Source organism: Pseudomonas quebecensis (assembly GCF_026410085.1).
In the GTDB taxonomy this organism is placed as follows: Bacteria; Pseudomonadota; Gammaproteobacteria; order Pseudomonadales; family Pseudomonadaceae; genus Aquipseudomonas; species Aquipseudomonas quebecensis.
Map to the genome: position 1 here is coordinate 1752807 of NZ_CP112866.1, position 20153 is coordinate 1772959.

At 64.3% G+C, this 20153-nt stretch carries 18 protein-coding genes; 17 read left to right on the plus strand and 1 reads right to left on the minus strand.

Annotated features, from left to right (window positions below; translation table 11 throughout):
- Position 1 precedes the first annotated feature (1 nt).
- The 5 genes from OSC50_RS08315 to OSC50_RS08335 all read left to right on the plus strand — a co-directional run bounded on the left by OSC50_RS08315 (position 2) and on the right by OSC50_RS08335 (position 6563).
- Positions 2-778 carry an amino acid ABC transporter permease gene (locus tag OSC50_RS08315; protein WP_266246104.1) on the plus strand — a complete coding sequence of 259 codons (777 nt, stop codon included), beginning with the start codon at positions 2-4 and terminating at the stop codon, positions 776-778.
- A 2-nt stretch (positions 779-780) separates the two neighbouring features.
- Positions 781-1560, plus strand: a complete 780-nt coding sequence (locus OSC50_RS08320; protein WP_181081266.1) for an amino acid ABC transporter ATP-binding protein — start codon at positions 781-783, stop codon at positions 1558-1560.
- Positions 1561-1596: 36 nt separating this feature from the next.
- A complete protein-coding gene (locus tag OSC50_RS08325) occupies positions 1597-3207 on the plus strand; it encodes a gamma-glutamyltransferase family protein (protein WP_266246103.1) in 1611 nt (536 codons plus the stop codon).
- A 120-nt stretch (positions 3208-3327) separates the two neighbouring features.
- The gene (locus tag OSC50_RS08330) at positions 3328-5733 is read left to right on the plus strand and encodes a TonB-dependent receptor (protein WP_266246101.1); all 2406 of its coding nucleotides are present in this window, start codon (positions 3328-3330) and stop codon (positions 5731-5733) included.
- Positions 5734-5948: 215 nt separating this feature from the next.
- Positions 5949-6563, plus strand: a complete 615-nt coding sequence (locus OSC50_RS08335) for a TetR/AcrR family transcriptional regulator (protein ID WP_181081269.1) — start codon at positions 5949-5951, stop codon at positions 6561-6563.
- 58 nt (positions 6564-6621) lie between these two features.
- Here the strand turns inward: OSC50_RS08335 and OSC50_RS08340 are convergent, their stop codons facing one another.
- Positions 6622-9372, minus strand: a complete 2751-nt coding sequence (locus tag OSC50_RS08340) for a beta-glucosidase (RefSeq protein ID WP_266246099.1) — start codon at positions 9370-9372, stop codon at positions 6622-6624.
- A gap of 507 nt (positions 9373-9879) precedes the next feature.
- Here OSC50_RS08340 and OSC50_RS08345 point away from each other — a divergent pair.
- The 12 genes from OSC50_RS08345 to gspD all read left to right on the plus strand — a co-directional run bounded on the left by OSC50_RS08345 (position 9880) and on the right by gspD (position 20060).
- Positions 9880-10104: a hypothetical protein gene (locus OSC50_RS08345; RefSeq protein WP_181081271.1), complete on the plus strand. Its 225-nt coding sequence runs from the start codon at positions 9880-9882 to the stop codon at positions 10102-10104.
- 93 nt (positions 10105-10197) lie between these two features.
- Positions 10198-11916, plus strand: a complete 1719-nt coding sequence (gene gspE / locus OSC50_RS08350) for a type II secretion system ATPase GspE (RefSeq protein WP_266246096.1) — start codon at positions 10198-10200, stop codon at positions 11914-11916.
- Positions 11913-13115: a type II secretion system inner membrane protein GspF gene (gspF, locus tag OSC50_RS08355; protein WP_266246094.1), complete on the plus strand. Its 1203-nt coding sequence runs from the start codon at positions 11913-11915 to the stop codon at positions 13113-13115. The genes gspE and gspF overlap by 4 nt, the downstream gene beginning before the upstream one ends.
- Positions 13116-13135: 20 nt before the next feature.
- Complete coding sequence (gene gspG, locus OSC50_RS08360; protein WP_181081274.1) at positions 13136-13561, plus strand: type II secretion system major pseudopilin GspG; 426 nt, start codon at positions 13136-13138, stop codon at positions 13559-13561.
- A gap of 3 nt (positions 13562-13564) precedes the next feature.
- Positions 13565-13996, plus strand: a complete 432-nt coding sequence (locus OSC50_RS08365; RefSeq protein ID WP_253508476.1) for a type II secretion system protein — start codon at positions 13565-13567, stop codon at positions 13994-13996.
- Positions 13993-14349, plus strand: coding sequence for a prepilin-type N-terminal cleavage/methylation domain-containing protein (locus tag OSC50_RS08370; RefSeq protein ID WP_181081276.1), 357 nt, complete (start codon positions 13993-13995; stop codon positions 14347-14349). The genes OSC50_RS08365 and OSC50_RS08370 overlap by 4 nt, the downstream gene beginning before the upstream one ends.
- Positions 14346-14975 (plus strand): type II secretion system protein GspJ, encoded by a 630-nt coding sequence (locus OSC50_RS08375; protein ID WP_266246091.1) that lies wholly within the window; start codon positions 14346-14348, stop codon positions 14973-14975. The genes OSC50_RS08370 and OSC50_RS08375 overlap by 4 nt, the downstream gene beginning before the upstream one ends.
- Positions 14972-15697, plus strand: coding sequence for a type II secretion system protein GspK (locus OSC50_RS08380; RefSeq protein WP_266246089.1), 726 nt, complete (start codon positions 14972-14974; stop codon positions 15695-15697). The genes OSC50_RS08375 and OSC50_RS08380 overlap by 4 nt, the downstream gene beginning before the upstream one ends.
- A complete protein-coding gene (locus OSC50_RS08385; RefSeq protein ID WP_266246087.1) occupies positions 15694-16737 on the plus strand; it encodes a PilN domain-containing protein in 1044 nt (347 codons plus the stop codon). Before OSC50_RS08380 ends, OSC50_RS08385 begins: the two co-directional genes overlap by 4 nt.
- On the plus strand, positions 16712-17323 hold the full coding sequence (gspM, locus tag OSC50_RS08390) for a type II secretion system protein GspM (RefSeq protein WP_181081280.1): 612 nt from the start codon (positions 16712-16714) through the stop codon (positions 17321-17323). Before OSC50_RS08385 ends, gspM begins: the two co-directional genes overlap by 26 nt.
- Positions 17320-17844 (plus strand): general secretion pathway protein GspN, encoded by a 525-nt coding sequence (locus OSC50_RS08395; protein ID WP_253508469.1) that lies wholly within the window; start codon positions 17320-17322, stop codon positions 17842-17844. Before gspM ends, OSC50_RS08395 begins: the two co-directional genes overlap by 4 nt.
- Positions 17841-20060: a type II secretion system secretin GspD gene (gene gspD / locus OSC50_RS08400; protein WP_266246085.1), complete on the plus strand. Its 2220-nt coding sequence runs from the start codon at positions 17841-17843 to the stop codon at positions 20058-20060. Before OSC50_RS08395 ends, gspD begins: the two co-directional genes overlap by 4 nt.
- Positions 20061-20153: the final 93 nt, after the last annotated feature.

Genomic DNA, 20153 nt, shown 5'->3' on the forward strand with positions numbered 1-20153 from the left:
GATGAACTTCAATTGGGATGTGTTCTGGCAGTACCTGTTACAACCCAGCGGGGTGTACCTCACCGGGCTCTGGCTGACCTGCCTGATCAGTGTGCTGGCGATGCTGCTGGGCTGTGTGCTTGGCCTGGCGGCGGCGCTGCTGCGCCTGTCGAAAAACCCGCTGCTGCACCTGCCGGTGCGCTTTTACGTGTGGCTGATGCGCGGCACACCGTTGCTGGTGCAGATCGTGTTTCTCTACACCGCGCTGGCGGCCGGCGGGATTTTCCGTTTTGAGGACATCGAGCTGTTCGGCCTGGTAGTGCCCGGCAATATCCAGGCGGCGATCATTGCCCTGGGCCTGAACGAAGGCGCGTATATGGCCGAGATCATTCGCGCCGGCATCGGCGCGGTCGACAAAGGTCAGTACGAAGCCGGACGTTCCCTGGGCATGGGTTTCGCCAAGTTGATGCGGCGCATCGTGCTGCCCCAGGCGTTTCGCGTGATCGTGCCGCCGCTGGGCAACGAGTTCAACGTGATGCTCAAGAACACCACCCTGGTCAGCGTGATCGGTGTGCAGGAACTGCTGCTCAGCACCCAGATGATCACCTCGGCGACCTTTCGCGTATTTGAGCTGTACCTGGTGGTCGCGTTGTACTTCCTGACGCTGACCACGCTGTGGGGCTTTTTTCAGCGCTGGCTTGAAGTCCGCTTCAGCCAGTCCGACCGGCCATCGGCGCCCCCGCCGGCCGCCAGCCGCATGTTCGGTCGCGGCACCCTGAAACTGCTGAGGGGACGTTAACCATGGCGCATCAAAGTGAAGAGTTGATCATCGAAGCGCTGGACATCCACAAGTCGTTCGGCGCGTTGCAGATTCTCAAGGGCATCTCCCTGCAAGTGCGGCGTGGCGAAGTGGTGGTGCTGATCGGCGCCTCCGGCTCCGGCAAGACCACCTTTATCCGCTGCATTAACCTGCTGGAGGACATCCAGGGCGGGCGCATCCGCGTCAACGGCCGCGCCATGGGTTACCGCGAGCGCAGCGACGGCAGCCTGGTGCGCGATTCGGAGCGCAACATCGCCCGCCAGCGTCGTGACATCGGCATGGTATTCCAGCGCTTCAACCTGTTCCCCCATATGACCGCGCTGGAAAACATCATCGAGGCGCCGATCCAGGTGCTGGGTACCCCGCGTGCCGAGGCGTTGGAACAGGCGCGCGGTTTGCTCGCGCGCGTCGGCCTGGCGGACAAGGCCAACCATTACCCGTCGATGCTCTCCGGCGGCCAGCAGCAACGGGTGGCGATCGCCCGTGCGCTGGCGATGAAACCCCAGGCGATGCTGTTCGACGAACCCACCAGCGCCCTCGACCCGGAAACCGTCGGCGAAGTGCTGCAGGTGATGAAAGAACTGGCCGAGGAGGGCATGACCATGGTGGTGGTCACCCACGAAATGGGCTTTGCCCGTGAAGTGGCCGACCGCGTGGTGGTGCTCGACCAGGGCGAGCTCATCGAGCAAGGGCCGCCGGAACAGATCTTCAGTCATCCCAGCCACCCGCGTACCCGAGCCTTTCTCAGTCGCGTGCTCTGAGCGCACGCCAACCCCTCTTATTCAAGAGCTTTTGCCATGTTGAACTTCTCTGCCCATGAATATCCCTATGCGTCGCAACGCCAAAGCGTGTTCGCCCGGCGCGGCATGGTCGCCGCGTCCCAGCCCCTGGCCGCCCAGGCCGGTATCGAAGTCATGCAACAGGGCGGCAATGCCATTGATGCGGCCATCGCCACGGCGGCGGCGCTTACCGTGGTGGAACCCACCGGCTGCGGCCTGGGCGGCGATGCGTTTGCGCTGGTCTGGTGCAAGGGCCAGCTGCACGGCCTGAATGGCAACGGCCACGCGCCGGCCGCGTTGAGCATCGAGGCGGTCAAGGGCGCAGGCCACGAGCGTATGCCGCTGTACGGTTGGACGCCGGTAACAGTGCCCGGCTGCCCCTCGGCCTGGGCGCAGCTGTCGCAACGCTTCGGCAAGCTGCCCTTCGACGCGCTGCTGCAACCGGCCATCCGCCTGGCACGGGACGGTTTCCCGCTGTCACCGGTGGTCGCCCATCAATGGCAACTGGCTGTGAACGAATTCAGCCCCCATCGCGACCCGGTGCTCGATGCCTGGTTCGACACCTTCCTCATCGATGGGCGCGCGCCCAAGGCCGGGGAGATGTTCCGCAATCCGGCCCAGGCCCGCACGCTGGAGGAACTGGCCGCCACGCGCTGTGAAAGTCTGTATCGCGGCGCACTCGCCGAGCGCCTGGACGCGCATTCCCGTGCCACTGGCGGTTACCTGCGCGCCAGTGATCTGGAAGATTACCGTGCACAGTGGGTGGCCCCCATCCACATCAACTATCGCGGCGTCGACGTCTGGGAAATTCCACCCAGCGGCCAGGGCCTGGTCGCCCTGATGGCGCTGAAAATCCTTGAAGGCTTCCACTTCGATCACCGCGACAGCGCACAGACCTGGCATCGCCAGCTCGAAGCCATGAAGCTGGCCTACAGCGACGGCCTGCACTACATCACCGATCCACTGCACATGCGTATGGCGGTGGACGACCTGCTCAGCGACAGCTACAGCACCCGGCGTCGCGGCCAGATCGGCGAACAGGCGCAACCGCCCAAACCCGGCGACCCGCACGCCAGCGGCACCGTGTACCTGGCCACCGCCGACGCCGAAGGCAATATGGTCTCGTTTATCCAGAGCAACTACCACGGCTTCGGCTCGGGCGTTGTGCTGCCCGACAGCGGTATCGCCCTGCAGAACCGTGGCCAGGAATTCAGCCTCGACCCGGCCCACGCGAACTGCCTGGCCCCAGGCAAGAAAACCTTTCACACCATCATCCCTGGGTTTCTCACTCAAAACGGTCACGCCCTCGGGCCGTTCGGCGTGATGGGTGGCTACATGCAGCCCCAGGGCCACGTGCAAATGGTGATGAACCTGGTGGACTTCGGCCTCAATCCCCAGGCGGCCCTGGACGCGCCGCGCTGGCAATGGCTGGGCGACCTGAAGGTCGGCATCGAACACGGGGCCTCCCGCGAGTTGGCCAACGCCCTGTCGCGGCGCGGCCACCAGGTGCAGGTTGCCAGTGACCTCACTGACTATGGGCGCGGCCAGATCATCCTGCGCGACCCTGTCAGTGGCGTACTCTGCGGCGGTACCGAACCGAGGGCGGATGCGCATATCGCGGTGTGGTGAGCCGAGCAGGGGCGGGACTGTCGCTGCCCCTGTTGTTTTGGAAAAGGTTGGTCGAAGCTGTCCCTTTTTTTCACCTCGCCTGTCATTCCAGGCAAGTGAACAAAATCGAGAGCTTCTCCAATGCCCGTTTTCCGACCCCTGCGCTTGCGCCCTTTGCTGAAACTGAGCCTGCTGGTGAGCCTGAGTACCAGCCCGTTGTTCGTCCCCGTCAGCTATGCCGAAGACAGCGCCGCGCGCCGCAGCTATCAGGTGCCGGCCGGCAGCCTGAGCGCGGCATTGACCCGGTTTGCAGGGCTGGCGGGCGTTAACCTGTCGGTGGACCCGGCGCTCGTCAGCGGGCGCAGCAGCGCCGGCCTGTCCGGCGAGTATGGCGTGGAGGAGGGCTTCGCGCGCCTGCTGCAAGGCTCCGGCCTGCAACTGCAACCCATGGGCGAGCAGGCCTACATGCTGGTGCCCCAGCCGGACGGCAGCAGCCTGGAACTGGCGCCCACCTCGATTCTCGGCACCACCGGCCTGTACGACGGCGACAGCTATTCCGGCGGCCAGGTGGCGCGACGTGGCTCCCAGGGGCTGCTGGGCACGCGGGACTTCATGGAGACCCCGTTCAGCATCACCACCTACACCCAGGAAGCGGTGAAAAACCAGCAGGCGCGCACCCTCGGCGACCTGATCGCCAGCGACCCCTCGGTGCGCGCCACCAACCCGGCCGGTGGACGCTACGAGCAATTCACCATCCGGGGGTTCAGCCTGTTCAACAGCGATGTGGCCTACAACGGCCTGTACGGCGTGCTGCCTACCTATAGCATCGACATGGAAATGGCCGACCGCGTCGATATCCTCAAAGGCCCGAGCCAGTTGATCAACGGCATCTCGCCGCGAGGCAGCGTCGGCGGTGGCATCAACGTGGTGCCCAAGCGTGCCACCGACAAGGACATCACCTCGCTCACCGGCACCTGGGCTTCCGACAGCCAGGCCGGCGGCGCGGTGGATGTGGGCCGGCGCTTCGGCGAGGACAATCAGTTCGGCCTGCGTTTCAACGGCGTGAAACAGTCCGGCGATACCGAATGGGACCACCAGAGCGTCGACCGCGAGATGGCGGTACTGGGCCTGGATTTTCGCGGCGAGCGCCTGCGCCTTTCCACCGATATCGGCCACACCGAGCGCGGCACCGATGCGCCCCAGGAGCGCGTGCAAGTCGCCGCCGCCGCCCCGGTGCCCCGCGCCAGCGATGTACGCCGCAACTATGCGCAATCCTGGAGCAAGGCACGCACCAACGACACGTTCGGCACGGTCAACGGCGAGTTCGACCTCAGCGATAACGTGATGCTCTACGGGGGTGTCGGCGCGCGCAAAAGCAATCACGATTTCCTGCGCCATGCGGTATCCGTCAGCAATGCGGCCGGCGCGTTCAGTGTGCAGCCGCGCGACTTCACCCGCGATGAAAACGTACGCACCGCCACAGCGGGCGTGCGCAACTGGTTCCACACCGGGCCGGTGACCCATGAGGTCAACCTGGCGGCCAGCTATTTCTATATGGACTTCACCAACGGCGGCGCGCGCTATGCGGCCGCGCCGAGCAACCTGTACGACCCGGTGCAAACGCCGACGCCGTCAACGCCTACGCGCCAGGACGCCAAGGTCTACACCGAGAACACGTTCAGCGGCCTGGCGTTGTCCGACACCCTGGGCTTTTTCGACGATCGCCTGCTGCTCACCCTGGGTGCGCGCTGGCAGCGGGTGAAGGTCGACGACTGGAGCGACGGCGTCAAAGGCGACACCGCTTACGACGAAGAAAAAATCTCGCCTTCGGGCGGCCTGCTGTTCAAGGCCACCGACAAACTGTCGCTGTACGCCAACTACATGGAAGGCCTGAGCCAGGGCAAGATCGCGCCGTCCACCTCGGTCAACGAAGACCAGATCTTCGCGCCGTTCATCAGCCGCCAGGTGGAAGTGGGCGCCAAGTACGACGCCGGTGCCTTCGCGGTGACCGCCGCCGTATTTCGCATCAAGCAGCCGGCCTACGAGACCAACGCCACCACCCGCGTATTCGGCCCCAACGGCAAGCGCCAGAACGACGGTGTGGAGCTGAGTGTGTTCGGCGAACCGCTCAAGGGCGTGCGCCTGCTGGGCGGCGTGATGTACATCGACAGCGAACTGAAAAACACCACCAACGGCACTTTCGACGGCAACCGTGCGCCGGCCACGCCCAAGTACAACGTCAACCTCGGTGCCGAGTGGGATGTGCCAACCCTCGAAGGCCTGACCCTGACCAGCCGCGGCATCCATTCCAGCTCGCAATACCTGGACCAGTCCAACGTCAAGGAAATCGACGCCTGGAACCGCATCGATGTCGGCGCGCGCTACGCATTCAAGGTGGATGACAAACACATCACCCTGCGCGCCAACGTGGAGAACGTCGCCGACAAACGCTACTGGAGCTCGGCGGGCGCCTCGGACGACAGCGAACCGGGGCTGACCCTCTCGACGCCGCGCACCTACCTGCTCTCCGCCACCGTCGATTTCTAAAGGCAGATCGGCATGGAGAAGCGGGCTTGCTCACCACAGCAAGCCCGCTCACCACAGCGTTATGTGTCAGCCTTTAAGCTTGTACAGCTACCCATGGCTGTCGAAGGCAAGTCGAATCGTCGCACCGGCTTCGTGCGCAATGCGCCAGCGCCTTTTCGAATTGCGGCCCAGGGGCAATTTGGATAGGGTGCATGCCTGCCCCTCAGGATACCCCCATGACCGAGCCCGCCCCCAAGACCCGTCGCGCACCCAAAGGTGAAAAACGCCGCGAAGCGCTGCTGGATGCGGCCTTGCAGGTGTTTTCCCTGGAAGGCTACAGCGGTGCGTCCGTGGCTCGGGTGGCAGCGATTGCGGGGCTGTCCGTGGCGGGTCTGCTGCACCACTTTCCCAGCAAGATTTCGCTGCTGATGGGCGTGTTGCAACGCCGCGATGAGGTCAACCAGCGCATTGCCGATCAAGTGCGCGCGGAAAAATCCCTGAGCGGTCTGCTCGGCAGCCTGCGGGCGATCAATCGTTCGAATGCTACGGCGCCGGGCGTGGTGCGCGCCTTTACGATCTTGAATGCCGAAAGCCTGCTCGATACGCAGCCTGCCTGGTCGTGGTTCCAGGAACGGTATGCGGGGATTCACGCACGGTTGCAAAACCAGTTCGCCGAGCTGGTGGCAGCGGGGGAGGTGCGCAGCGATGTAGACATCCCTGGGCTGGTGGAAGAAATCCTGGCCATGATGGATGGCCTGCAAATCCAATGGCTGCGGTTTCCCGCGCGCGTGGACCTGGTGGCGCGCTTCGATACCTACCTGGCGCGGGTCGAAGCGGCCATCAGAACCTGAACCGAGCGCGGGTCAAATGTGGGAGGGCGCAGGCTCACCCACACCCGGCCGCACTGGATCAGTTGCCCGCAGCGCTGCCCTGGCTGCTGTCATCACTCATGTCGTAGCCATCACCGTCGCTGGTACCGCTGTCGCCCTGGTTTTGATGCAGCACGCCGCCGGTCTTGACCGTCGATTCACGCAACGTCGAGTTCAGCGCCGAACGCGGCAGCGGGTTGCTGGTGCCGGTCGACAGTTCCTGGCGGAACGGGTTGACCAGCTTGGCGTTCAGGCGAATGTCCTGGGACGATGCGCCCACCGACAGGGTGAAGCTGTCGGCATCCACCACCCAGTGCTTGCTCGCCACGTCGTAGTAGGCCAGCGAGCGGTCATTGAGCTCGATGGTGACGCGCTTGCTCTCGCCCGGCTTGAGGAACACTTTTTTGTAGCCTTTGAGTTCCTTCAGCGCGCGTTCGACTTTCGGGTTGTTCTGGCCTACATACAACTGCGCGACTTCGGCACCGCCGACCTTGCCGGTGTTGGCCAGGTCGAACGAGACTTTGATCGGCGCACCGGCCACCGCCACCCCAGGCGTGACGCTGATATTGCTGTAGCCGAAGGTGGTGTACGACAAGCCATAGCCGAACGGATAGAGCGGCTTGATGCCTTTTTTCTCATAGCCGCGATAGCCCAGGAACAGGTCGTCCTTGTAGCTCATCCGGTCCAGTTTCTCCTGGTTGTCGAATGTGGGGAAGGTCGCGTAGATCGGGTTGTCTTCGATGTTACGCTCAATGCTGATCGGCAACTTGGCCGACGGGTTGACCTTGCCCAGCAGGATCTCCGCCAGCGCCTGGCCGCCGTTCTGCCCAGGGTAGAACGCATGCAGCGCAGCCGGCACCTGGTCGACCCAGTCACTCATCTTCAAGCCGGTGCCGCCGTGCAGGGTGACGACAGTGTTCGGGTTGACCTTGGCGATGTTTTGAATCAGCAGGTTCTGGTATTCGGGCAGATCGAAACTATGGTCGAACCCTTCGCCTTCGTACTCGTTGCTGTTACCGGCGGCCACCAATACCGCGTCGTAGTTGGCCAGCTCCTGTGGCGCGACCAGCGAGGCCCAGCTCATCTGCACGCCGACCAGGCCGCCCATGGTCGAGAGGTAGCCGTTGCGGCGCGAATATTCCAGCTTGATATCGACCGGCTTGCCGGCTTCCAGCTTGAGTTTGGCAAACACCGGAATGGTCGGCGGAATGCTGTTGTTAGGCAGCGGTTTACCGTCGCCATTGTCGAGGATTTTCTGACCGTTGACGTACAGGCGCACCGCGCCGTCGGCGCGCACCTTAAACACCTGCTCGCCGCTGACGGTCGGGGTGATCTGCCCGCTGTAGCGAATCGACGTCGCGCCGGTGTCGCCATTGACCGGCAGGCTGTCGGTGGACCAGTCCAGGTCGACGTGCTGGTCGGTGCGGCTGGCGGCCGGCTCGCCGGACCAGTTGGTGTTGCTGAAGAACTCGGTCTTCAGACCTTTGACCGGCTTGCCGTCGCTGTCGACATGGGTCCAGGTCGAGGTGGTCGGGTCCAGGGACAGCCCATCGATGAACTCCACCTTGGCGCCCGGTGCCAGTTGCTGCAGGCCGCTCAGCTCGCTGATGTAGTTGGCGGCCATCACGTTGGCGCTGCCGAAACCAGTGGGTGGCGCGTACTTGGCGAGGCTGCCGACCACAGCGATGCGCTTGACCTTCTTCGCATCCAGCGGCAGCAGGTTGTTCTGGTTCTTCAGCAGCACAATGCCTTCGCGCGCGGCATTGAGCGCCACGCGGTTGCTGGTGGCGCTGTTCATGTTATGGCTGGTCAACGGCGCCTTGCTGTCGAATTTGTACAGGTAGATCTGCTTGAGGATGCGCCGCACTTTGTCGTCGATGGTCGCGCTGCTCAGCTCGCCGCTGTCCAGATACGGCTTGAGTACCGTGCTGTTCATCTGGTAACCCATCATGTCCAGGTCAGTGCCGGCCTGGGCCGCGGGCAGGCCGTTGACCACCGCGTTGTAGTCGCTCTGCACGAAGCCCGGATAGCCCCATTCGGTTTTCAGAATGTCACGCATCAGGTGTTTGTTCTGGCAGGCAAACTCACCGTTCACCTTCTGGAACGCGCACATCATCATCGCGACTTTGCTGTTCTTGGAGGCGGACTCGAACGGCGGCAATGTCATCTCGCGCAGTACGCGCTCGCTGATGATTTCGTCGAGGTGGAAGCGGTTGCTTTCCTGGTCGTTGGCCGCGAAATGCTTGGCGTTGGCCCACACGCCGCGGGACTGGATGCCGTTGATGACAGCGGGGCCCAGGCTGGCGCCGAGGAACGGGTCTTCACCGGATAGATACTCGAACGCACGGCCGCTGTAGGGCATGCGGTACAGGTTCACGCCGGGGCCGGTGACGAACTGATAGCCGCCACTGGCGGTGTCATACCCCAGCGCGCGGCCCAGGTCGATGGCGCGGCGCGGGTTCCAGCTCGCGGCCAGGTTAGGCCCGGACGGGTACACCACGCCCTGGGCGTTGCCTTCGCTGGTGTAGCGCACGCCTACGCCGCCGTCGGCGCCGTGGATCTGCGGGATGCCGTATTGGCTCAGCGGTTTGACGTCCCAGCCACCGATGCCGCCGATGTAGGCGAGCTTTTCTTCCATGGTCATCTTCGCCAGGGTTTTATCCGCGGCTTTTTCGGCGCGGCTCATCCGTCCTTCGTCCAGCGCCGGGCTGGTGGCGGCATGCACTTGGGACACCGCCATTGCCAGCAGGGCTAACGCCGACTGCGCACCGATCATTTTGCGTTTATTCATGGCTCTCTCCGACAATGGTCATTCAACATGGCGCGACGAGACGTGTGTCATTCAGGGCACGCTCGTCACTTTTTTCTGGGCAATAGTTGCCCTTGATCGCAATTTTTAACCGATGGCTAATTGCAACTACTTGGCGAAATTCGCGGGTTTATTAGTTAATTAAAAGTGTGAGTTATTGTTGTGAGTAGTGTCTAAGCGATATCACGCGATGGCATTTTGAACCGCAAAAACCGCACAATTAAGGCAATTCTTGCGGTTATAAGTCAAACAAAAGCTAATTTTTGCGTGAAATTAGAAATAATTCCTTACGTTTCGGAACTAAGACTAAACCTACAAGTCGATTGGTTTAAGAAAATTCATTGCGTCATGGCGAACTAGTGGCTTTGTCCGGTAGTTCTAATGTGCCATGTTTTATACAAGCTGTTTTACCCACTGCTTTGGTGTAGGGTCTTGAACGCGTTCAAGGCGCCACTGGAGCGGCCTGCTGTTTTTATCTGGAGAATGTTTATGAAAGTTTCCCTGTTAGGTGCCGGTTTTGTGCTGGGCGTCGCGCTGAGTGGCGCGGCCATGGCGGCTGAGTCCACCGACGCCGACGCCAAGTCCGGCGCTGCCGATTCCACCGTGTTGACCCAGGCCCACGACGCCAAGGCCGCGAAAAAGCAGAAGGCCGAAACCACCAAGGGCGGGCGACCGCTGAACAGCAGCCAAACCGCGCCCAAAGCCTCGAACTGACGGGCAAACGCGCTCCCCTGCAGGAGTGGGCGAGCCCACTCCTGACACGGTTTCTCCATAGCCCTTAGAACATAGCCCCTCAGACAGTCACCCATGCCCAGCCCTTCGACGCCCATCGATGCCTGCCAATTGCCCATCCCGCACACCGAACAGGTTTGCGCGTGGCTGATGCATCACGCCGGGTTGAAGACCGTCGATCTGGAGCGCGCCCGTCGCCTGGCCCAGGAGTCCGCCGACGACGAACTGCTCGGCCTGCTGACCCGCCTGGGGCTGGTCTCCGAGGTCGAACTGGCCCGCGCCTGGGCAGATCTGCTCGGCGCGCCACTGCTGTCGGCCGAGGTCGCGCCGGCGTTGCTCGATCCGTTGCCGGTATTGACCGAACGCTTCATGCGTCATTACCAGATAGTGCCGGTCGGCTGGAGCCACGGCGGGTTGACGGTGCTGTCGGCCAACCCGGCCCAGCGGTATGCGTTCCAGGCCCTGGCGTACGCCTGTGACGTGCCGGTGTGGCTGGCGGTGGGGCCACGTACCGAAGTCGATACTCTGATCGAGCGCTATTACGGCCAGGGCCGCTCAGCCATGGGCACCCTGATCGAAAACCTCGACGAACAGGGCGGCGCGCTGGAAGACATCGAGCACCTCAAGGACATGGCCTCTGAAGCGCCGGTGATTCGCCTGGTCAACCTGATCCTGCAGCGCGCCGTCGAGCAGCGTGCCTCGGACATTCATATCGAACCGTTCGAAAACCAGCTCAAGGTGCGCTACCGCATCGACGGCGTGCTGCACGACGCCGAAGCACCGCCGTCCAGTTCCTCGGCGGCGGTGATTTCGCGGGTCAAGATCATGGCGCGCCTGGACATCGCCGAGCGCCGCCTGCCCCAGGACGGGCGGATCATGCTGCGCATCCAAGGCAAGGAACTGGACCTGCGGGTGTCCACGGTGCCCACCAGTTTTGGCGAGTCGGTGGTGATGCGCCTGCTCGACCGGCAGACCGTGCGCTTCGATTTCCAGAGCCTGGGCTTTGACGGTGCGCGCCTGCAGACTTTTCTCGAGGTGCTGGAACGGCCCCACGGCATTCTGCTGGTCACCGGCCCGACCGGCTCGGGCAAGACCACCACGCTGTACACCGCGCTGTCGCGGCTCAACACCGCCGAGCGCAAGATCATCACCGTGGAAGACCCGGTGGAATACCAGCTCGAAGGCATCAACCAGATCCAGGTCAAGCCCGCCATCGGCTTGGATTTTGCCGGGGCGCTGCGCTCCATCGTGCGTCAGGACCCGGACGTGATCATGATCGGCGAGATCCGCGACCTGGAGACCTGCCGCATCGCCATCCAGTCCTCATTGACCGGGCACCTGGTGCTGTCGACCCTGCACACCAACAGCGCGGCGGCGAGTATCACGCGCCTGTTGGACATGGGCGTGGAGAGCTACCTGATCGCCTCGACGGTCAACGGCATTCTGGCTCAGCGCCTGGTGCGCCGGCTTGACCCGGCCACGCGGGTGGCCTTTGAAGCACCGCCTGAACTGGTCGAAGAACATGGGCTGGACCGCCTGACGGACCAGCGTCCGATTGTGCTCTATCGCCCCGGCACCGGTGGTTATCGCGGCCGCAGCGCGATCACCGAATTGCTGGTAATGAATGACGAACTGCGCAGCCTGCTGATGCGCCAGGCCGACGCCGCCACCCTGGAGCAGGCCGCGCGTCGCAGCGGTCTGCGCACCCTGCATGAAGAAGGCTTACGCCAGGCCCTGGCCGGCGTGACCTCGCTGGAAGAAGTGCTGCGTGTGACGCGTGGGGAGGGCACGTGAGCCTGTTCAAATACCGCGCCCTCGATGCTCAGGGTGCGCCGCAGAACGGCACCGTCGATGCGAAGGATCAACCCGCCGCCGTGGCCCTGTTGCAAAAGCGCGGCCTGCTGGTGTTGCAGGTCGACCCCGCCGGCCTGAGCGGCCTGCATAAAGCCCTGGGCCGTGGCCAGCTCAACGGCGCCGCCCTCGTCAGCTTTACCCAGCAACTGGCCACGTTGCTCGGCGCCGGCCAACCCCTGGAGCGCGCCCTCGGCATCCTGCTCAAACAACCCGGCCAACCGCAGACCCGCGCGCTGATCGAGCGCATCCGCGAACAGGTCAAGGCCGGCCAGCCGTTATCGAAAGCCCTGGAAGAGGAGGGTGGGCAGTTCTCGCCGCTGTACCTGAGCATGGTGCGCGCCGGTGAAGCGGGCGGCGCCCTGGAAAACACCCTGCGCCAGCTCAGCGATTACCTGGAACGCAGCCAGTTGCTGCGAGGCGAGGTGATCAACGCCCTGATCTATCCGGCGTTTCTGGTGGTCGGCGTGCTCGGTTCGCTGGCGCTGTTGCTGGCCTACGTGGTGCCGCAGTTTGTGCCGATTTTCAAGGACCTGGGCGTGCCGATTCCGCTGATCACCGAAGTGATTCTGAGCCTTGGGCAATTTCTCGGCGCTTATGGATTGGCCGTGCTGGCCGGGCTGATCGTGACGGTCTGGGCCTTGGCCGCGCGCCTGCGAGACCCTCGGCGCCGTGAACAATTTGACCGCCGCGTGCTTGGCCTGCGCGTTATCGGCCCGTTGCTGCAACGGGTCGAAGCGGCGCGTCTGGCACGCACTCTGGGCACCTTGCTCAGCAATGGCGTGGCCCTGCTGCACGCGTTGGTGATTGCGCGACAGGTTTGCACCAACCGCGCCCTGCAGGCCCAGGTGGCCCAGGCCGCCGAGTCGGTCAAGGGCGGCGGCACCCTGGCCAGTGCGTTCGGCACCGAGCCGCTGCTGCCGGACCTGGCCCTGCAAATGATTGAAGTCGGCGAACAGGCCGGCGACCTGGACGGCATGTTGCTCAAGGTCGCCGACGTGTTCGACGTTGAAGCCAAGCGCGGCATCGACCGCTTGCTGGCCGCGCTGGTGCCGTCGCTGACCGTGGTCATGGCGGTGCTGGTGGCGGTGATCATGCTCGCGATCATGCTGCCGCTGATGAGCCTGACCAGCAATATATGAACCCACAAGGACCCACTCCCATGCGTCATACCCGATTCAAGCCCGCCCGCCGCCAGGGCGGTTTTACCTTGCTGGAAATGCTCGCGGTGATCGTGCTGCTGGGCATCGTCGCGACCATCGTGGTGCGCCAGGTCGGCGGCAACGTCGACAAGGGCAAGTACGGCGCGGGCAAGGCCCAACTGGCCAGCCTGAGCATGAAGATCGAAAGCTATGGCCTGGACGTCGGCTCGCCGCCCAAGACCTTGCAGCAACTGGTCGACAAGCCCGCCAACAGCACCGGCTGGGCCGGCCCGTATGCCAAACCGTCGGACCTCAAAGACCCGTTCGGCCACGCCTTCGGTTATCGCTTCCCCGGCGAACACGGCGCCTTCGACCTGATTTTCTACGGCCAGGACGGCCAGCCCGGCGGCGATGGCTACAGCGCCGACCTGGGCAACTGGGAATAACCCATGCCCACCCGCCAACGCGGCTTTACCCTGCTGGAAATGCTGGTGGTGATCGTGCTGATCAGCCTGGCGGCCGGCCTGGTAGGGTTTGGTCTGCAACAAGGCCTGCGCGCGGCGAAGGAGCGCCAGGTGGTGGGGCAGATGGTTGAAGCGCTGCGCAGCACACGGGCGCGGGCGATTGTCAGTGGCGCCACGCAACGTACATTGTTCGACCTGAAAACACTCCGTTTCCAGGCCCCGGATCGCCCGCCAAAACACTGGCCCGCCGACCTGCAAGTGACCCTCCACACCGCCGAGCAGGCCGGCTCCGCGATTGAGTTCTACCCCGACGGCAGCTCCACCGGCGGCCACCTGCTGCTGGCCCACGGCACGCGGCGTTGGCGCATCGACGTCGGCTGGCTGACCGGCAGCGTGCTATCCAAGGCGTTGCCATGAAAAACCAGGGCGGTTTCACCTTGCTGGAAATGCTCGCCGCGCTGCTGCTGATGGCCCTGTGCAGCACGGTGCTGCTGGTCGCCTTTGGCCAAAGCGCCCGTTCGCTGCTGCAAGTGACCCACAGCGACCGCCTCAGCCACGCCGCCCTCAGCGTGATGGACCAGGAAGCCTCCGGGCCCCTCGCCAACGGTGTGCGCCAGGGCGAACTGGACGGCATCGCCTGGCAGTTGCGCATCGCCCAGCAACCCGGTCGCCCCGGCCAGCCGCACCTGTTCCGCCTCGACCTGAGCGTTCGCGAAGGCTCGCGCAGCGCGCAATTCAGCACCCTGAAATTACGCGGGGCGAGCCTGTGAACACGCGACAACAGGGCTTTACCTTGCTGGAAATCCTCATCGTCATCAGCCTGTTGGGGGTGCTGCTGGTGCTGGTCGGCGGTGCGCTGCTGGGAGCGAATCGGGCGGTGCTCAAGGCGCAGCGGTATACGGTGAGCCTGGATGAAATGCGCGCGGCGCAGCAATTTTTGCGCAGCTCGATCAGCGAGGCGCTGCCCCTGGACGTCACCGAGGATGACAGCCAGACCGACGGTTTTTTCATCGGCAGCGCCCAGCGCATGCAATTTGTCGCGACCTTGCCCGGCGTGCTCGGCGGCGGCATCCAGCGGTTCACCTTGCAACTGACCGCGGGCGCGGCGCCGCGGGATTTGCAGGTGACGTTCGCGCGCTTTGAAACGCCGGCCCAGGCCAGCGTGCCGGCGTCACGCGGCGAGCCCCAGGTGCTGCTCAGCGATGTCGAGGACTTGCAATTGAGCTATCGCGGCCTGTCGCCCACGGGCCAGCCCACCGGCTGGATCAGTGCCTGGCCGTGGTCGCGGCGGCTGCCCCAGACGGTGCGTATTGCCGCGCAGGTCAACGGGCCGGTGCCGTGGGTAACCCAAGTGATTGCGCTGCGCCTGAACCTGTCCAGCGGAGCTCCGGAATGATCCGCCATCAGCGCGGTGTCGCGTTGCTGCTGGTGCTGTGGGTGCTGGCCTTGCTCAGCCTGCTGCTGGGCGGCCTGGCCGGCTGGGTGCAGTTGCAGACGCGTCAGGCGGCGTGGCATCGCCAGCACACCCAGGCGGTGCTGGCCGCCGAAGCGGGGATTGCCCTGGCGATGCAGGCGTTCGCCGACTCGCAGCAGCGCAAACAGTGGATCGCCGATGGGCGCGAAATCCCACTGGTGTTCGACGATGCGCAATTGCGCGTCAGCCTGCGCAGCGAGCGCGGCAAGTTGTATTTGAACAGCGCCGAGGTGGCCGATTTTGCCCGCCTGGCCCTGGCCTGCGGGGCCAGCCAGGCCCAGGCCAACCAGATGGCGCGAGCCCTGGAGACCCGTCGCAACCAGGGCCTGGCGCCGTTTCGCGTGGTTGAAGAAGTACGTCAGTTGCCGGGCATGACCCAGGCGCTGTACAGCGCGCTGGCCCCCGAGATCAGCCTGTGGAGCGGCCTCGACCGGCCCGATGCGGCCTTCGCCAGCGCCCTGATGCGCCGTGCCTTGAACCTGCCGCACCTGAGTGCGGTGGGCGCCGACCCCGGCGAGGTGCTGGTGATCGACAGCCACGCCGAACGGCCCGGCGGCTACCACGCCCGGTTGCAGGCCACCGTGTTATTGAGCCCCGCGCAAGGCAGCGCGCAACCTTATCGAGTACTCCGTTGGCAAGAATGAATGACTACCTCGCGGCGCGCGTGCGGCCGCTCACGGCGCCTATCGCCCAGCGCTGGCGTGGCAGCCTGTTGCAACAGGGCTGGCGGCTGTGGCTCAAGGAACTGCGCGGCTGCCTGCCGCGCTGGTTGTTGCTGCACGATATTGCGGACCGGCTCTACCACTGGCCGCTGACCGCCGCCGTACCGCCCGTGGTGGGCGAGGTGCGCCAGGTGCTGGTGCTGACTGCGCAAACGGTGCTGATACAAACCCTGCGGCTGCCGCCGGCCGCCGCGCGCAACCTGTCTACCGTGGTCGGCTACGAACTGGATCGCTTCACCCCGTTCGAGGCGGCGCAACTTTATTTCGTCGTTCGCCAGGAGCGGCGCACGCCAGCCTATGTAGAAGTAACGCTGATAGCCGTTCTGCGCGAGCGTCTGGACCAGATCCTCGCCGACTGCGCCGATCTGGGGCTGCGGCCCCATGCGGTGGATGTGCAGGACGCCACGGGCAACGCCCTTGGTGTAGACGTGTTGCCGCTGCCGCTGCGCCGCCGCCAGCGCCCGCCCGGAAAGGGCCTGCAACGCAGCCTGCCGTGGTTGTGCGGCGCCTTGATGATCGGTGCCATGCTGCTGTGGCTCGACGACCGCCAGCGGGTTTTGGAGGCCATGCAGCAGAGTGTGCGCGAGCAAAAAAACCAGGTGGCCGAGATTCAGGCGCTGCGCCAGCAACTGCTCAATACCCGGGGCGCCGCGCAATACCTGATTCGCCGCAAAATGGCGCAACCGCCGCTGTCGGCGCTGCTCAATGAACTGACCGCGTGCCTGCCGCCCGACACCTGGCTCGATCAGTTGGAAGTCAGCGACGGCGCCGAGGTGTCCTTCTCCGGGCAAAGCGCCAAGGCCAGCGCGTTGATCACCCGAATCAAAGGTTGCCGCAGCCTGGAAAACGCCCAGTTCGAAGGGGTGATTCAACCCGATGCGCAAACCGGCAAGGATCAGTTTTCCTTGCGCGCCCACCTGCACCAGGAGGCCGCTGATGCGCCGACCGCTGACACCCCGTGAACGCCGTGGCGCCGCCCTGATCGGCCTGGCCGTGGTGCTCGGAGCCGTCTACTGGCTGTTGATCGACAGCTGGTTCGCCGGGCCCTTGCGCGCCATGAGCGAGCAGGCCGAACAGCTGCGTGAGCAACAGCAACGCTACGCCGGCGTGCTTCGCCAGGGCGATAGCCTGCGTCAACAATTGGAGCAGGCGCGCCAGGACCCGGCCAGCAGCACCAGCCTGTTGCCGGGCGATGACCCCAGCGCGGTCGCCGCCGACCTGATGCAACGCATCGCCGACCTGATCAACAGCCGCGCCACGGTCGGCGGCGGTTGCAGCCTGACCCAGCGCATGCCGATCACCCCTCAACAGGACGACAGCGAGCCCTATCGCCAGGTCAAGGTCAGCCTCACGCTCAACTGCGCCATCGAGCCGTTGACCGCGATTGTGCATGAGCTGGAATATCAGCGGCCGTTTCTGTTCGTCGATGAAATGAGCATCCGCCGCGCGCCGAACGCGCCGGTCAGTGGCGGTGCCGGCAAGCTGGTGGTGCACCTGTTGGTGCGCGGCTACCTGCAACCGGCGGGCGCGCGGCAGGTGCAGCCATGATCAGTGCACTGCGCCCCGTTGAATGGCTCCTGCTTGGCGTTGCCGCGGTGTTGAGCCTGCTGATGGTCGGCATTCTCAGCAGCATCGGCGACGCGCCCGAATGGCTGCCGGCGCCTGCGCCCGATGCGCGCACCCAGGCAGCGGCCAAGGTGCTGAATGCACCGAGTGCCAGCCTCGACAGCCTGGCCGGAACCTGGCAGGCGCCGCTGTTCAGCCCGGATCGCAGCCCCGACCGCGCCGTCGGCCAGGCGGGTGTGTCCGACCTGTCGAGCCTGGTGCTGACCGGCATCATCCTGGACGGCAACGTACAGGTGGCGCTGCTCAAGCGCGCGGACGGCCCGCCGCTCAAAGTCCACCAGGGCCAGACTTTGCCCAACGGCTGGCGGCTCGAACAGCTGACCGCCCGCGACGCCCGTTTTGTGCTGGATGGCCGCACGCACACCCTGAGCCTGAATACCCCGCGTTTGCCGCCACCGTCCACCACGCCCCCGATTACCCTTCCTCACGAGTCCACCCCTTGATCGATACTTTCCCTGGCGCTTTGCGCACCACTGCGTTTTGCCTGGCCACCGCCGTCACCCTCGGTGGCTGCGGGACCTTTCCCGAGCACCTGGATGCCGACCCGGCGCTGTTGCACGAGGCGCTGCAAGGCACCGGTTCGCAACGCCCGCCGGTGGCCCCGGCGGCTGAACAGGCACCGCTCGACAGCACCCAGCCCAGCGCGAAGACCCCGCCTCAGCGTCAACTGATCCGTGGCAATCAGTCCTTCGTCCGCTCGCCAAGTGCGGCGCCCGCCGGCCGCGAGGAGGGCGGGGGTGACATCGTGTTCAACTTCGCCGACCAGCCCATTGAAGCGGTGATTAACAGCGTGATGGGCGACCTGTTGCACGAGAACTACAGCATCGCCCAGGGCGTGAAAGGCAACGTCAGTTTTTCCACCTCCAAACCGGTGAATAAGCAGCAGGCCTTGTCGATCCTCGAAACCCTGCTGTCCTGGACCGATAACGCCATGATCCGGCAAGGCAACCGCTACGTGATCCTGCCGGCCAACCAGGCGGTGGCGGGCAAGCTGGTGCCGCAGATGCGCGTGGCCCAGCCGTCCAGCGGCTTGTCGGCGCGCCTATTTCCGCTGCGCTATATCTCGGCCACCGAGATGCAGAAACTGCTCAAACCGTTCGCCCGCGAAAATGCATTCTTGCTGGTGGACCCGGCGCGCAATGTGCTGAGCCTGGCCGGCACCCCGGAAGAGTTGGCCAACTACCAGGACACCATCGACACCTTCGATGTGGACTGGCTCAAAGGTATGTCGGTGGGCGTGTTCGGCCTGCAACGCGCCTCGGTGGCCGAGCTGATGCCCGAGCTGCAAAAGATGTTCGGCCCCGACAGCGGCATGCCGTTGGCGGGCATGGTGCGGTTCCTGCCGATCGAACGGACCAACTCGGTAGTGGCGATTTCCTCGCAACCGCAGTATCTCAGCGAAGTCGGTGACTGGATCCACACCATCGACGAGGGCGGCGGCAACGAGCCGCAGATGTACGTGTATGACGTGCGCAACATGAAGGCCACCGACCTGGCCAAGTACCTGCGGCAGATCTACGGCACGGGCGCGATCAAGGACGACGCTCCGGCCAAGGTCGCCCCCGGTTTGCGCACCGCGACCTTGTCCTCGCCAGGCACCAACAGTACGTCCGGCAGCACGCCCGGCGGCCTGAGCAACAACCTCAATGGCAACCAACCCGCCGCAGAAGAAGAGGAGCAGGAGCCCGAAGCCGAGCAGGACAACGCCGAGCAGGTCACCAGCGAAGACGCCCCGGCCAAAAGCCTCGACGCCGGTACCCGCATCACCGCGCAAAAGAGCAGTAACCAACTGCTGGTGCGCACGCGCCCGGTGCAATGGAAAGAGATCGAATCGGCGATCAAGCGCCTCGATAACCCGCCGCTGCAAGTGCAGATCGAGACGCGCATCCTCGAAGTCAAACTCACCGGCGAACTGGACCTCGGCGTGCAGTGGTATCTGGGACGCCTGGCCGGTAATTCCACCAGCACCACCGTGGCCAACGCCGCCGGGAGCCAGGGTGCGCTGGGCGGTGGCGGGGCAGGGCTGGGGGCGACGGATTCATTGTTCTATTCCTTCGTCAGCTCCAACCTGCAGGTGGCGCTGCACGCTCTGGAAACCAACGGTCGCACCCAAGTGCTGTCGGCACCGTCGCTGGTGGTGATGAATAACCAGCCGGCGCAGATCCAGGTGGGCGACAACATCCCCATCAGCCAGACCACGGTGAATACCGGCACCTCCGATACCACCTTGAGCAGTGTTGAATATGTGCAGACCGGCGTGATCCTCGACGTGGTGCCGCGAATCAATCCGGGTGGCCTGGTGTACATGGATATCCAGCAGCAGGTCAGCGATGCCCAGGACCAGACGAGCAATGGCGACACGCAAAACAATCCACGCATCTCCACGCGCTCGGTATCGACCCAGGTGGCGGTGCAGAGTGGGCAGACGGTATTGCTCGGAGGGCTGATCAAGCAGGACAACGCCGAGAGTGTCAGTGCCGTGCCTTACCTCGGGAAAATTCCGGGGTTGCGCTGGCTGTTCGGCAACACCAGCAAATCCAAGGACCGCACCGAACTGATCGTGTTGATCACGCCAAGGGTCATCACCAGCAGCAGCCAGGCAAGGCAGGTGACGGATGATTATCGCCAGCAGATGCAGTTGCTGCGGCCGGCTCAATAAACCAGGGCACAGGAATGCGGTCGACTGAAATGGCTTATGCAAGATTCCAGTGGTTTACGAGCCTCGTCTTTACTGCTCAATCCATTGAACACA

What these genes read in the sequence shown, in the direction of transcription:
- OSC50_RS08320 (WP_181081266.1), top strand. Translation starts at nt 781, where the DNA reads ATGGCGCATCAAAGTGAAGAGTTGATCATCGAAGCGCTGGACATCCAC.
- OSC50_RS08330 (WP_266246101.1), top strand. Translation starts at nt 3,328, where the DNA reads ATGCCCGTTTTCCGACCCCTGCGCTTGCGCCCTTTGCTGAAACTGAGC.
- OSC50_RS08385 (WP_266246087.1), top strand. Translation starts at nt 15,694, where the DNA reads ATGAATGACTACCTCGCGGCGCGCGTGCGGCCGCTCACGGCGCCTATC.
- OSC50_RS08335 (WP_181081269.1), top strand. Translation starts at nt 5,949, where the DNA reads ATGACCGAGCCCGCCCCCAAGACCCGTCGCGCACCCAAAGGTGAAAAA.
- OSC50_RS08315 (WP_266246104.1), top strand. Translation starts at nt 2, where the DNA reads ATGAACTTCAATTGGGATGTGTTCTGGCAGTACCTGTTACAACCCAGC.
- OSC50_RS08365 (WP_253508476.1), top strand. Translation starts at nt 13,565, where the DNA reads ATGCCCACCCGCCAACGCGGCTTTACCCTGCTGGAAATGCTGGTGGTG.
- OSC50_RS08345 (WP_181081271.1), top strand. Translation starts at nt 9,880, where the DNA reads ATGAAAGTTTCCCTGTTAGGTGCCGGTTTTGTGCTGGGCGTCGCGCTG.
- gspM (WP_181081280.1), top strand. Translation starts at nt 16,712, where the DNA reads ATGCGCCGACCGCTGACACCCCGTGAACGCCGTGGCGCCGCCCTGATC.
- OSC50_RS08395 (WP_253508469.1), top strand. Translation starts at nt 17,320, where the DNA reads ATGATCAGTGCACTGCGCCCCGTTGAATGGCTCCTGCTTGGCGTTGCC.
- gspG (WP_181081274.1), top strand. Translation starts at nt 13,136, where the DNA reads ATGCGTCATACCCGATTCAAGCCCGCCCGCCGCCAGGGCGGTTTTACC.
- OSC50_RS08325 (WP_266246103.1), top strand. Translation starts at nt 1,597, where the DNA reads ATGTTGAACTTCTCTGCCCATGAATATCCCTATGCGTCGCAACGCCAA.
- gspE (WP_266246096.1), top strand. Translation starts at nt 10,198, where the DNA reads ATGCCCAGCCCTTCGACGCCCATCGATGCCTGCCAATTGCCCATCCCG.
- OSC50_RS08370 (WP_181081276.1), top strand. Translation starts at nt 13,993, where the DNA reads ATGAAAAACCAGGGCGGTTTCACCTTGCTGGAAATGCTCGCCGCGCTG.
- OSC50_RS08380 (WP_266246089.1), top strand. Translation starts at nt 14,972, where the DNA reads ATGATCCGCCATCAGCGCGGTGTCGCGTTGCTGCTGGTGCTGTGGGTG.
- OSC50_RS08340 (WP_266246099.1), bottom strand. Translation starts at nt 9,372, where the DNA reads ATGAATAAACGCAAAATGATCGGTGCGCAGTCGGCGTTAGCCCTGCTG.